The organism is Achromobacter sp. ES-001 (genome assembly GCF_019448355.1).
In the GTDB taxonomy this organism is placed as follows: domain Bacteria; phylum Pseudomonadota; class Gammaproteobacteria; order Burkholderiales; family Burkholderiaceae_B; genus Achromobacter; species Achromobacter spanius_B.
Genome location: NZ_CP079940.1, coordinates 1,123,681 through 1,135,824 on the forward strand (window position 1 = coordinate 1,123,681; position 12,144 = coordinate 1,135,824).

A 12,144-nucleotide genomic window follows, 5' to 3' on the forward strand; every position below is an offset into this window, starting at 1 on the left:
GTCCATTTCATTCTGTTTGGGGCTTCAATGTGCTCTCTTGCCGCTTCAGGACGCTTCGTCATCCGGTTCCACCGGCCCGGGATCAGGCTCCACGCCGACGCGATACGTGGCAACGAAGCGCGGCCAGTCCACATGGTCCACCAGGTCGATGTCATCGACAACGCCGACTCTTGCTGCCGCACGCTCGAACAGGGCGATGCTCTTGGCGGGATAGTTGTTGCGCGACGGATAGAGCACCCCGTCGAACAGCGGCTGGCCATCATCGCCGAGCATCGCATGCACCTGGGCGGACACCTGCTGCGTGTGCGTGTAGTCGCGGCTGGCCAACTGTTCCAGGTTCAGGCCGAAGTAACCCGCCATGACACCCTCGGCCGTGAGATCGGCCAAGCGCACGTCGTCCAGGACCCCCACGGCCCGCACGAGCCGGCTCTCGACTTCCTTCAGCGCAATCGAGCGCTTCTCGTCCGCCAGCCACTGGTGCTTGTGAAACACCGACTCCATCAGCGCCGTGGACAGGTCGCGGCCCAGGTAGAGCACGCCGTAGGTCCGCGCCGGGTCGTCGTAGCGATTGGTGCCGCTGCGGCCATAGTACAGCGGGCTGCCCCGATAGACGACGCGGCTCACATGCTGGAGCAGTTCACCCGCATCGATCAAGAACAAGGGCAGTTCGCGGCTCATGGCGGTCTTGCCTCAATGCACCTGGACGCCCAGCACGTTGAACACCGCTTCGGCCACGTCATCGATTGTGCCATGCGTCACCGCATCCACCGGCGAGCGTCCGCCCAAGCCTTCGAGCGGTTCGGATAGTGCGCGGTAGATCGTCCAGTGGTCGATGCCCTCGACCTCTTGAAGCACGGTTTGGGTCAACTGCTGCTTCACCGGGTCGAGCTGCCAGTCGGGCAGCTTCTGGCCGCGCGGCCCCACATTCAGCGCCAGCAGCCGGCGCGCGAGGATGTCCTTGTAGATCTGCTGGCGCGACTTGTCCGCCAGCTTGGCGTACTCGGGGATCGGCAGGTTGTGCGGCTGGTTGAAGGATTCCAGCAACACGGCGCGGCCTCGCTGGACGTCGGTTTCAGTCGGGGTCCAGCGCGTTTCGGTGCGCAGCGCGGCCGCCTTGCGCGCCAGGGCCTGCTCCACCGTTTCGCCTTCGAGGTTGGCTGGCAGTTTTACCGCCTCCACGCGCTCGTGAATGAACGCCTGCAACTCGGCCGCGAAAGCCGGCGCATCCCGGATTTCAACGGTATCCGCGAAACGGCGCACGTCCTCCACGGTGACGCGCGGCAGACGATCGGCAATGAATTCAATGGCGGTGGGCATGGTCATCTCCCAAGCAGGTTTGAGACAGGATTCACTCTAGTCGCCCTTGTCGCATTTGTCAACTTAGTCGCCTGAGCGAGAGCCTACCTGCCGGGGGTAGCGTCCCCGCAGCATAGGCAGGGGCCAGCGCCAGGTCTCCGTCCAATCCATTCGTGCGGGTTCCACATTGACGCTGGAGACGCAACCCAGGCCCGGCTATACCGAAACGGTTAAAGGCCAAAGGGCCGAAACGGCAAGGGAATGGGGTGCAAGGGGAAAGGCCCTACCTCGAAAAGGCGAAAAGGCCTCCCGGCCGGCCCCCCAGAGGACACCCGCATGCTCTCCCTGTTCCAGCGAAAACGGCCCCCGGTCGCTGCCCCGTCGCCAGCGCCCGCCACCGACCTCCCGAAAGGGTTGCTGCGGCCCGAATCGGCCGCATCGCTGCTGGCAACACCGCGCCGGCAGAAGCTGCTGGAACACATCTGGCAGCGCACGTCGCTGTCGCGGCGGCAGTTCGCCACCCTATACCGCACGCCGCTGGAGCACTACGCCGAGTTGGTCCAACAATTCCCCGCATCGGAAAGCCATCACCACGCTTACCCCGGCGGCATGCTGGATCACGGGTTGGAGATCGTCGCCTATGCGCTCAAGCTGCGGCAGTCCCATCTGCTGCCCATTGGCGGCAGTCCCGAAGACCAGGCGGCGCAGTCTGAAGCCTGGACTGCCGCAGTCGCTTATGCCGCGCTGCTGCACGACATCGGCAAGATCGCCGTCGATCTGCACGTCGAACTGTCCGACGGCTCGCTGTGGCACCCCTGGCACGGCCCGCTGCACCAGCCATACCGCTTCCGCTACCGCGACGATCGGGAATATCGGCTCCACAGCGCCGCGACAGGTTTACTCTACCGTCAACTGCTCGACCGTGATGCCCTGGACTGGCTCAGTGGCTATCCCGACCTGTGGGGACCGCTGCTCTACGTCCTGGCCGGCCAGTACGAGCGCGCCGGCGTGCTGGGCGAACTTGTCGTGCAGGCCGACCGGGCTTCGGTGGCCCAGGAACTGGGCGGCGATCCGGCCCGCGCCATGGCTGCACACAAGCATGCGCTGCAGCGCAAGTTGCTCGACGGGCTGCGCTACCTGCTCAAGGAACAGTTGAAGCTGAACCAGCCGGAAGCCTCCGATGGCTGGATCACCGAGGATGCCTTGTGGCTGGTAAGCAAGACGGTCTCGGACAAGCTGCGTGCGCACCTGCTGTCACTAGGCGTCGACGGCATCCCCGCGAGCAACACCGCCGTCTTCAACGTGCTGCAGGATCACGGCATGTTGCAACCGACGCCGGACGGCAAGGCGGTCTGGCGCGCGACCGTGACCAGCACGACTGGCTGGTCCCACTCATTCACCCTGCTGCGTCTCGCTCCCGCGCTGATTTGGGAGTCTGGAGAGCGGCCAGCGCCCTTCGCAGGGGCAGTGGCAATCGACGGGACACCGGCACCCAACAATGCCGATGCCTTGGTGCCCTCGCCGGCAATGACGGCAAAGCCAGCCACCGACGATCAAGAGTCCCTTCCATGGGAGGGCGTCGACGCCGCGACTCCGGTTCACTTGCCTGCCGCACAAGCCGCACCCGATGTCATGGAGGACCTGCTGGCGATGGTAGGAATCGGCGATTTGCTTGTTCCCCAACAGGATGCGGAAGCCGTCTCGGGCGACGCACCCGCCGCTGGCCCTCAAACGCCACCGCCAACCTCGATGGTGCCCGTGCCGTCATCAGCGCCGGTGCCCACGTCCTCGTCGGCGCAGCCATCGGGCGAGCACTTCATGGCGTGGCTGAAACAAGGTATCGCTACCCGCCGGCTGGTCATCAACGACGCGAAGGCGCTCGTGCATACGGTGGGCGACACGGCCTACCTGGTCAGCCCCGGGGTATTCCAACGCTACGCACAAGAACACCCCCAGGTCGGGACTCTCGCCAAGCAGGAGAACCAGCAGGATTGGCAATGGGTACAAAAGCGCTTCGAGCGCCTGCAACTGCATCGCAAAAAGCCCAGGGGCCTGAACATCTGGACGTGCGATGTCACAGGCCCCAGGAAGTCCCGCCGCCTGTATGGCTATCTATTGCACGATGTTCGGCTCCTGTTCGCAGAGCCACCACCGAACAATCCTTACTTGTCACTTCTCGCGTAACCGGCGGCTCAAGAGCCGTCCAAAAATGCGACGCGGCGGACCAATCCGCAACGGCGCGAATCAGAACGTCGATATCGCTTGACCTCAAGTTTTGAGGCTTTGTAATGCCGCCGAGGTCGGTTTGCGCGCGCGTTCTGCGACGAGACGAGAAGCCGACAACCAACGGGATTCGATCTCTGCCGCATCTGTCGCTCATGGTCTTGCGCTGCCAAGAAAGCAGCGTCAGGGGACAGCGTGCAGCGCGATCGCGCTCGCTTCATTCGCTTTACGACCTGACCACGGAACCTGTTCAGATGACGACTTCCAGCTCCGACCCTCGCGGCGTGCGCCTGCTTTGGATACTGATCTCCCTCAGCGCGATGGCGCTCGCAGGTTGTAAAGAGAACGCCGGAGCTGGCGCCGGAGGCCATCCACCGCCGCCGCAAGTCAGCGTCGCGCAGGTCGAGATCAAGCCCATCACGTAATGGGACGAATACAACGGACGCATCGAAGCCATCGAGAGCGTCGAGCTGCGCCCACGGGTGTCTGGCTACGTCGAGCGGGTCGCCTATCGCGAAGGAGACGAGGTCAAGAAGGGCGATGTGCTCTTCATGATCGATGCCCGAAGCTACCGCGCGGAACTGGCCCGGGCCCAGGCGCAATTGACCCGGGCGCGCAGCGAAGCCGGCCGCAGCAGAAGCGAGGCGCAACGTGCCAAGGTGCTGGTCGAGCAGCAGGCTGTCTCCACCGAGGCCTGGGAGCAGCGCCGCGCCGCTGACGAGTCCGCGCAGGCTGAGGTGCAGGCCGCGCAGGCTGCGGTGGAGACGGCGCAGTTGAACCTGGAGAGGACCCAAGTGCGCTCGCCCATCAACGGGCGCGCCAGCCGTGCCCGCCTTACCGCAGGCAACCTGGTGGCCGCCAGCGATGCAGCCAGTGTGCTAACCACCATCGTGTTCCAGGACAGGGTCTATACCTACTTTGAGGCCGATGAGAAGGCGTTCCTGCGCTACTCGCGCATGGCGCGCAAGGGAGAGCGCCCCAGCGAGCGAGGCGGCCAGCTGCCGGTCCAGATCGCCCTGGCGGACAAGGCGGACTTCTCTCACACCGGCACGGTGGACTTCCTCGACAACCAGGTGGACCGGGGCAGCGGCACGATCGCCGTGCGCGCGGTGCTGGACAACAAGGATCGCGTTTTCACGCCGGGCCTCTATACCCGCGTGCGACTGGTCGGCAGCGGCGAATTCTCGGCCGTGTTGATCGACGACAAGGCGGTGCTGACCGACCACGACCGTAACTACGTCTACATCGTAGACAAGGATGGACTGGCGCAGCGACGTGATGTGAAACTGGGTGGCAGTTCCCATTGGCTGCGCATCGTGCGAGGGGGGCTGGCGGCGGGCGACCGCGTGATCGTCAACGGCGCGCAGAAGGTGTTCTTGCCGGGCATGCCTGTGCAGGCCACGGCGGTGCCCATGGTGGCTGCTGCGGCGCCCGCGTCCGCCACCAAATGAAGCACCACGCCGGAGCGCGCCACCGATCGGACGTATCACACAACGAGCGGCGCGGCGCGCTTCCCCCTGGACTCCTTTCAAGGTATTAGCCCATGGACCTCTCCAAGTTCTTCATGGACAGGCCGATCTTCGCGGCTGTGCTGTCGATCGTCATCTTCGTCTCGGGCCTGCTCGCGATCCCGGCGCTGCCGATCAGCGAATATCCCAAGGTCGTGGTGCGCGCCGTGTATCCGGGCGCCAACCCCAAGGTGATTGCCGAGACCGTGGCGACACCCCTGGAGGAGCAGATCAACGGCGTCGAAGGCATGATGTACATCAAGTCTGTCGCCGGCTCCGACGGCGTGCTGGTGACCACGGTCACCTTCCGTTCTGGCATCAACGCCGATGACGCGACGGTGCGGGTACAAAACCGCGTCGCCCAGGCTCAGGCCGGCTGCCCGCGATGTGGTGCGCCAGGGCATCACCGTCCAAAAGCAGTCCCCCGCCTTCCTGATGGTGGTGCACCTGACATCGCCCGATAAGCAGTACGACACGCTGTACCTTCGCAACTACGCCCGGCTGCACGTCAAGGACAGTTGCACATCGAGCCGCGCAAGACCGACAACGAGTAGTCCTGTCCCAAGCAGTCGGGCGTCCCGGCGTGCCGCCGTCGCGCTGTCGTGCTGCGCATTGAGCCTCGCTGCGCGAGTCTCGCCCCTGTCGGGCTTCCATCGCTGGCGCCTCCGGCCCGGCTCGCTGATCCGTGCCTGCGCGCTCCGCTTGCCGAAAACCGGCGTGCGTGGGTGGCGTGAGGGGGCGGTCTTGCTGTGTCCCTTCGCCGACGACCACGCCGCGCAGGAAGCCACGTTCTATGGTGCGCCGGAATGGCAGCGCAGCCCGTCCAAGCTGCGCGAGCGCCTGACCGAGCGCGAAATCGACGCCGCGCACGCGCTGGTGCGCTTCGTCGGGCTGGACGCCTACCGGCAGGCAGGCGGCGGCATCCGCCGCGACCTGTTCGCGGAAGGCGATGCCGGAACCTACCTCACCGATACCGCAGTGCTGGAAACGCTCGTGCGCGACAAGCTGGCAACGCTGGCCGAGGACGTGCGCGCCGAGGGCTGGGCATGGGTGGAGGCCGTGCCGCATCTGGCCTACGAGGAACGGCAGGCGTTCCAGAACGCCCCGCGCCACCGCCGCGAGCCGACCACCCGCGAGGCCCGCCGCATCGCCTCGCTGGAAACCCGCCTCGAAAAGATCGACGCCGAACTGGAAGAAGCCTGCGACGCCGAGGACGAGGCCAAGGCCGAGAAGCTGGAACAGCGGCGCGATCAGGTGGTCGGAGAACTGCAAGACGCGGAGAATGCCTTGCAAGGCTACGCCCCCGAAGTGCGCGAGGTGGCCGGTGCCATCGTCACCATCGACCGCAACGGCGAGGCTGTTATTCATCGCGGCCTGCTGCGCGAAGCCGAGGCCAAGGCGCTGCGCACGCTGGAAAAGCTGCGGCGCGGCTTCGGCAGCACCGAAGGCGAAGCCGCCAACGAGGAGCACGAGGACGCCGACGACCCGCCCAAGGCCGCGAGCCTGTCCGACCAGCTGGCGCAGCGGTTGAGCGCCCACCGCACGGCGGCGCTGCAAATCGAAGTGGCCCGGCATCCGCACGTCGCGCTGGCCGCGCTGGTGCATGGCATGGTGCAGAAGGTTTTGCAGGACAGCTACCACGGCCACGACCTGCCGCTGGGCGTGAGCCTGAAAGTGCAAGACCGGCTGGAAGGCATGGCCCCGGACTGGCCGGAGTCGCCCGCCGCTGTGGCGCTGCGCGAACTGCAACAGGTAGCCGGGGAAGCCTTGCCGGAGGACAGCGCCGAACTGTTCGCCGCGCTGCTGGCGAAGTCGCAAGACGAACTGGTGCGGCTGCTGGCCGTGTGCGTGGCTTCCACGGTGGACGTGGTGACGCCCCGTGCCACGCCGCACCAGCCCGGCGCAGAACTGGCGCAGGCCGTGGGCCTCGACATGGCCGCATGGTGGAAGCCGACCGCAGAAGGCTACTTCAAGCACGTTTCCAAGGCCGTGATTCTGGATGCCGTGGGCGCGTTTGCACCGGAATTCGTCACCCGGCTGGCGAAGCTCAAGAAGGCCGACATTGCCAGCGAGGCCGAGCGGCTGGCCGATGGCACCGGCTGGATGCCCGCCATCTTCAAGGCCGAAGGCCCGCAGGAGGCCGCGCAGGAAGAAGGCCCGGAGCAGGACGCCCCGGAGGATACCGAGGCAATGGCGGATGAACCCGCCGAGGCACTGGCCGCTTGACCCGCGCCGAAGGCAAGCGCCCCGGCCTCGACCGGGGCGCTTCGCTTTGTGTGGTGGCGCATCGAGACGAAGGAATAACCGCGATCAGCACCGCGCCCAGGCCGTTCCGCCCTGGGCGCGGTGGACGCGAAATCCGGGTGCGACAGTGGCCGCGCCCGGTGTTCAAGGCCAATAGCCGAATTAAAACGCCGCCGCCTTCGCGCTGGCTCAGGCGGCGGCGTTGAAGGCATCGCTGTAGTGCGCGATGCCTTCCGGCACTGTCCCATGCAGGGCCAGCGCCATGAAATAGCCGGGCGGCACGCCCGGCAGTTGCAAGCCCGCATGGGCCTGGAAGCCAAAGCGCGTGTAGTACGTTGGATCTCCCAGCAGCACGCAGCCTGCGGCCTGCATAGCCCGCAGTTCAGACAGCGCCTGTTCCATCAGGCGCGAACCGATGCCTCGCCCCTGCCTTGGCGGCAGGACGGAGATCGGCCCCAACCCATACCAGCCCTCGGTCTTTCGCCTGTGCTCATGGGTGATCGTTACTGGCGACAGCGCGACGTGACCGACGACGCGCCCATGTTCTTCGGCCACGATGGAAAGCGTCAGTTCGTTGGCGGCACGCAAGGCGCGCACGATGAATTGCTCGGTGTGGCTGGTGTGTGGTGCATCAGCGAAGGCGGCGGTCGTGACCGCTTCGATGGCGGCAATGTCGTCGGCGGTTTCGTGTCGGAGCTGGATGGTCAGGGTGTGCCACATGAGATTCAGACGCCCATCGCCATGACCCAGCCCACCAGCCCGGCTAACAGCACCACGAGCGCCGGCGGCACGCGCCCCACCGTCAGCAGTCCGAACGAGAGCAGCGCCAGCCCAAAATCCGCCTTGCTGTGGATGGCACTCGTCCATACCGGGTCATAGAGGGCGGACACCAGAATACCGACCACGCCGGCGTTGATGCCGGCCATGGCCGTCTGGATGCCCGCGCGGTGGCGCAGCCCTTCCCAGAACGGCAGTGCACCGACCAGCATGAAAAAAGCGGGGAGGAAGATCGTGCCCAGGAGTGCCAGCCCGCCGATCCAGCCATGCAGCGGTCCGTGGGCGACCGCGCCGAGGTAGGCCGAGAAAGTGAACAGCGGCCCCGGCACGGCCTGCGCCGCACCGTAGCCGGCCAGGAAGTCGGCATTGCTCACGACGCCGCTGGGCACCACCGAGGCCTGCAGCAGCGGCAGCACAACGTGTCCACCGCCGAAGACCAGTGCACCGGAGCGGTACACCCCTTCCAGCAGGGCTATCGTGGACGAGTCCGTGGCTGCCGCCCACAGGGGCAGCCCGACGAGCGGTGCGGCAAACAGCAGCAGCGCCACGATGCCCAGCTTGCGCGAGACGGGGTAGCTGTGGGCGTGGCCGCCGCCGGGTTGCGCGATCTTCAATGTCCACCAGCCCAGCAGCCCTGCCACCGCGATGGCGGCAAGCTGTCCCGCGGCCGAGGGCAGGACCATGGTCAGCAGCGCCGCCAGAATGGCCAGCGCGGCGCGCGGCCGGTCCGGGCACAACGACTTGGCCATCCCCCAGACCGCTTGCGCCACGATGGCCACGGCGACGACCTTGAGCCCGTGCACCCAGCCGGACTGGGCCAGCCCCTGGTACTCGGCGATGCCAAAGGCGAACAGGATCAGCGCAATCGCCGATGGCAAGGTGAATCCGGCCCAGGCCGCCAGCAGCCCCAGCCAGCCCGCGCGGCCCAACCCCAGCGCCATACCGACCTGGCTGCTGGCCGGCCCCGGCAGGAACTGGCACAGGGCGACCAGATCGGAGTAGCTGCGGTCATCCAGCCAGCGGCGACGCTCGACGAACTCCGAGCGGAAATAGCCCAGATGCGCGATCGGCCCGCCGAAGGAGGTCAGCCCCAGCTTGAGGAAGGCGCCGAAGACTTCGACGGGTGAGCCGCGCGCGGCAGCGGCCTCATGCTGCAAGGTGTTGGTGGAATCTGTCATTTGTGCATCGCCTCCCCGGTGAACTCCCGGATGCGGTCCTTGGCCAGCGCCAAGCCTTCCTTGCCCTTGGGCGTGATCGTGTAGAGCTTGCGCACGGTGCGCCCTTCACGCTCCTGGCGGGAGACGAGGTAGCCGTCGCGCTCCATCTTGTGCAGCATCGGGTACAGCGTTCCGGGGGAGAGGCGGTAGCCGTGGTGGGCCAGCTCGTCGATCATCCATTGCCCGTAGATCTCCTGCTCGGCTGCGTGGTGCAGCACATGCAGGCGGATCAGCCCCGACAGCAGGTCGTGGTGCTCCATGGCACGTGGAGTAGGTTTCTCTTTCATATCGAATATCGATAACGAAATTCGATAATACCAGCCTCACTTCAGATTGCCTGCCGCTTGTGCGGGAGGTCTCAGACCCTGCGACCCTCCGCATCCACCACGGCTTCGCCGTCTTCCTTGCGGAACGCGCCGCGCTGCGGCTGCGGCAGGATGTCCAGCACGGCCTCTGAGGGCCGGCACAGGCGCGTGCCCAGCGGGGTCACCACGATGGGCCGGTTGATGAGGATGGGGTGCTGGAGCATGAAGCCAATCAACTGCTCGTCACCCCACTTCGGGTCATCGAGGCCCAATTCCGCATAGGGCGTACCCTTCTCACGCAGCACGGCGCGCATTGGCGCGCCCATGTCCGTGATCAGGCGTTGCAGCGTTTCGCGGTCAGGCGGTGTCTTCAGGTATTCGATAACGTTCGGCTCTTCGCCGCTGTTGCGGATCAGAGCCAGCACGTTGCGCGACGTGCCGCAGGTGGGGTTGTGGTAAATGGTGATGTTGCTCATGAGTCGTGTCTTGGTTATCCGCGGGCAGGGTTCGGGCCGCACTCATACCAGCCCTTGCTTTGGTTGACGATCCGAACGACCAGTAGCATGACTGGCACCTCGATCAGCACGCCGACCACGGTGGCCAGCGCGGCGCCGGACTGGAAGCCGAACAGGCTGATGGCGGCGGCTACGGCAAGCTCGAAGAAGTTGCTGGCGCCGATCAGCGCCGAAGGACAAGCGATGCTGTGCTGCTCGCCCGCCTTGCGGTTGAGCCAGTAGGCCAGGCCGGAGTTGAAGAACACCTGGATCAGGATCGGAACGGCCAGCATGGCGATGACCAGTGGCTGGCGGATGATGGCCTCGCCCTGGAAGGCGAACAGCAGCACCAGCGTGAGCAGCAGCGCCGCGATGGACAGCGGCCCGATGCGCTCCAGCGCCCGGTCGAAGGCGGCTTGGCCCTTGCTCAGCAGGGCGCGGCGCCAGAACTGGGCCAGGATGACGGGAATCACGATGTACAGGCCGACCGATACCAGCAGCGTGGCCCACGGCACCGTGATGGACGATAGGCCCAGCAGCAGGCCGACGATGGGCGCGAAGGCGAACACCATGATGGTGTCGTTCAGCGCGACCTGCGACAGCGTGAACACAGGATCGCCCCCGGTCAGCCGGCTCCAGACGAACACCATGGCTGTGCAAGGTGCGGCGGCCAGCAAGATCAGGCCCGCGACATAGCTGTCGAGCTGGTCGGCGGGGAGCCACTGCGCGAAGACCTGGCGGATGAAGATCCACGCCAGCAACGCCATCGAGAATGGTTTGACGGCCCAGTTGATGAACAGCGTCACGCCGATGCCGCGCCAGTGCTGCTTGACCTGGCCGAGAGCGCCGAAGTCCACCTTGAGCAGCATGGGAATGATCATCACCCAGATCAGCAGGCCCACGGGCAGGTTGACCTGAGCCACTTCCGTGCGGCCGATGGCCTGGAACACGCCCGGCGCGAACTGGCCGAGCGCGATACCGGCGACGATGCACAGCAGCACCCACACGCTCAGGTAGCGCTCGAAGACGCTCATGGTGGGGGCGGCCGGCACGCGGCCGGCCGTTTGGGTTCCAACACTCATCGCGCCAACCTCACTTCGTACCAATGCTGCGCAGCTCGTGCTGCAGCGACATGGCATCCAGGCGCTGAATCGGCAGCGACAGGAACAATTCGATGCGTCGGCGCAGCGTCAGCGCCGCATCCGTGAACGCCTTGCGCTTCTGCTCGTCGGTGCCTTCAACGGCTGCAGGATCAGGCACACCCCAATGCGCCGACATCGGGCGCCCCGGCCACACGGGGCAGACCTCGCCGGCGGCGTTGTCGCAGACCGTGAAGATGAAATCCAGCTCCGGCGCACCGGGCGCCGCGAACTCGTCCCAGTTCTTGCTGCGGTAGCCGGCGGTCGGCATGTGCAGCCGCTCCAGCGTGGCGAGCGCCAGTGGGTGGACTTCGCCCTTGGGGTGGCTGCCCGCCGAGTAGGCGCGAAAGCGCCCCTGGCCCAATTCATTGAGGATGCCTTCGGCCAGGATGGAGCGGGCCGAGTTACCCGTGCAGATGAACAGGGCGTTGTAGGTCTTGTCGGTGGTCATGGGTATCTCACATCAGCAGCAGGAGGAAGCCGGCTTCACCGCAACGCCCACCGGCTTGCCGCGCACCGGGGTACAGCACGCTGCGGCGGAAGTCGCTGCAGGCGCCGCTTCGTTAAAGACCGGAATGTTGCCCAGCGTGTGGAAGTGCTCCCAGGCCACGCCCTGCGGATCGGTGATCCAGTGCTTCTCGCTGCGCGCGTAGCAGCAGGTCGTGGTGCCCTCGTCCAGCAGCGTCATGTCGGCCGCCTCGGCGCGGGCCTTCAGCACCGCCAATTCCTCGGCATCGTCGGTCTGGATACCCAGGTGGTCGATGCCCGGCTTGTTGCCACGTGTGGAGATGGCGAAGTTGACCGGCGGGTCTTCGAGCATCCATTTGGCGTAGTCGCCTTCGACGCGCGCGGGCTGCGCGGCGAACAGTTGGGAATAGAAGCCGATGCTGCGGTTCAGGTCATCGACGTGCAGGTGGACGTGAAAGCGCTTCATGGGGGTG

At 66.0% G+C, this 12,144-nt stretch carries 10 protein-coding genes and 3 pseudogenes; 4 read left to right on the forward strand and 9 right to left on the reverse strand.

Annotation, left to right across the window (positions count from 1 at the left end; genetic code table 11):
- Window positions 1-45: 45 nt before the first annotated feature.
- Both KYT87_RS04990 and KYT87_RS04995 read right to left on the reverse strand, forming a co-directional pair.
- A complete protein-coding gene (locus tag KYT87_RS04990; protein WP_003090219.1) occupies window positions 46-678 on the reverse strand; it encodes an RES family NAD+ phosphorylase in 633 nt (210 codons plus the stop codon).
- A gap of 12 nt (window positions 679-690) precedes the next feature.
- Window positions 691-1,317: a hypothetical protein gene (locus tag KYT87_RS04995; protein WP_003109769.1), complete on the reverse strand. Its 627-nt coding sequence runs from the start codon at window positions 1,315-1,317 to the stop codon at window positions 691-693.
- A 315-nt stretch (window positions 1,318-1,632) separates the two neighbouring features.
- Here KYT87_RS04995 and mobH point away from each other — a divergent pair, with 315 nt between their 5' ends.
- From mobH to KYT87_RS05015, 4 genes and pseudogenes are all read left to right on the forward strand, one after another.
- Window positions 1,633-3,480 (forward strand): MobH family relaxase, encoded by a 1,848-nt coding sequence (mobH, locus tag KYT87_RS05000; protein ID WP_003109768.1) that lies wholly within the window; start codon window positions 1,633-1,635, stop codon window positions 3,478-3,480.
- A gap of 293 nt (window positions 3,481-3,773) precedes the next feature.
- A pseudogene (locus KYT87_RS05005) lies at window positions 3,774-4,970 on the forward strand (efflux RND transporter periplasmic adaptor subunit).
- A 92-nt stretch (window positions 4,971-5,062) separates the two neighbouring features.
- Window positions 5,063-5,543: pseudogene (locus KYT87_RS05010) on the forward strand (efflux RND transporter permease subunit); the annotation flags it as partial.
- A 243-nt stretch (window positions 5,544-5,786) separates the two neighbouring features.
- Window positions 5,787-7,253, forward strand: a pseudogene (locus tag KYT87_RS05015) (chromosome partitioning protein ParB); the annotation flags it as partial.
- Between the two features lie 207 nt (window positions 7,254-7,460).
- Here the strand turns inward: KYT87_RS05015 and KYT87_RS05020 are convergent.
- From KYT87_RS05020 to KYT87_RS05050, 7 genes are all read right to left on the reverse strand, one after another.
- A complete protein-coding gene (locus KYT87_RS05020; protein ID WP_003107230.1) occupies window positions 7,461-7,991 on the reverse strand; it encodes a GNAT family N-acetyltransferase in 531 nt (176 codons plus the stop codon).
- Window positions 7,992-7,996: 5 nt separating this feature from the next.
- Window positions 7,997-9,226 carry a chromate efflux transporter gene (gene chrA / locus KYT87_RS05025; RefSeq protein ID WP_003107233.1) on the reverse strand — a complete coding sequence of 410 codons (1,230 nt, stop codon included), beginning with the start codon at window positions 9,224-9,226 and terminating at the stop codon, window positions 7,997-7,999.
- Complete coding sequence (locus tag KYT87_RS05030; RefSeq protein ID WP_003107234.1) at window positions 9,223-9,525, reverse strand: PadR family transcriptional regulator; 303 nt, start codon at window positions 9,523-9,525, stop codon at window positions 9,223-9,225. The genes chrA and KYT87_RS05030 overlap by 4 nt, the downstream gene beginning before the upstream one ends.
- 98 nt (window positions 9,526-9,623) lie before the next feature.
- Window positions 9,624-10,046, reverse strand: a complete 423-nt coding sequence (gene arsC / locus KYT87_RS05035) for an arsenate reductase (glutaredoxin) (protein ID WP_003107236.1) — start codon at window positions 10,044-10,046, stop codon at window positions 9,624-9,626.
- A 14-nt stretch (window positions 10,047-10,060) separates the two neighbouring features.
- Window positions 10,061-11,146 (reverse strand): ACR3 family arsenite efflux transporter, encoded by a 1,086-nt coding sequence (gene arsB, locus KYT87_RS05040; RefSeq protein WP_003109696.1) that lies wholly within the window; start codon window positions 11,144-11,146, stop codon window positions 10,061-10,063.
- A gap of 10 nt (window positions 11,147-11,156) precedes the next feature.
- Window positions 11,157-11,654, reverse strand: coding sequence for an arsenate reductase ArsC (locus KYT87_RS05045; protein ID WP_003107241.1), 498 nt, complete (start codon window positions 11,652-11,654; stop codon window positions 11,157-11,159).
- Between the two features lie 12 nt (window positions 11,655-11,666).
- Entirely contained in the window at window positions 11,667-12,137 is a 471-nt protein-coding gene (locus KYT87_RS05050) for an ArsI/CadI family heavy metal resistance metalloenzyme (protein WP_003107243.1), read from the reverse strand.
- Window positions 12,138-12,144: the final 7 nt, after the last annotated feature.

Excerpts from the sequence above, each read along its gene's own strand:
- KYT87_RS05050 (WP_003107243.1), bottom strand. The coding sequence starts at position 12,137 with ATGAAGCGCTTTCACGTCCACCTGCACGTCGATGACCTGAACCGCAGC.
- KYT87_RS05045 (WP_003107241.1), bottom strand. The coding sequence starts at position 11,654 with ATGACCACCGACAAGACCTACAACGCCCTGTTCATCTGCACGGGTAAC.
- arsB (WP_003109696.1), bottom strand. The coding sequence starts at position 11,146 with ATGAGTGTTGGAACCCAAACGGCCGGCCGCGTGCCGGCCGCCCCCACC.
- mobH (WP_003109768.1), top strand. The coding sequence starts at position 1,633 with ATGCTCTCCCTGTTCCAGCGAAAACGGCCCCCGGTCGCTGCCCCGTCG.
- KYT87_RS05030 (WP_003107234.1), bottom strand. The coding sequence starts at position 9,525 with ATGGAGCACCACGACCTGCTGTCGGGGCTGATCCGCCTGCATGTGCTG.
- KYT87_RS04990 (WP_003090219.1), bottom strand. The coding sequence starts at position 678 with ATGAGCCGCGAACTGCCCTTGTTCTTGATCGATGCGGGTGAACTGCTC.
- KYT87_RS05020 (WP_003107230.1), bottom strand. The coding sequence starts at position 7,991 with ATGTGGCACACCCTGACCATCCAGCTCCGACACGAAACCGCCGACGAC.
- arsC (WP_003107236.1), bottom strand. The coding sequence starts at position 10,046 with ATGAGCAACATCACCATTTACCACAACCCCACCTGCGGCACGTCGCGC.
- chrA (WP_003107233.1), bottom strand. The coding sequence starts at position 9,226 with ATGACAGATTCCACCAACACCTTGCAGCATGAGGCCGCTGCCGCGCGC.
- KYT87_RS04995 (WP_003109769.1), bottom strand. The coding sequence starts at position 1,317 with ATGCCCACCGCCATTGAATTCATTGCCGATCGTCTGCCGCGCGTCACC.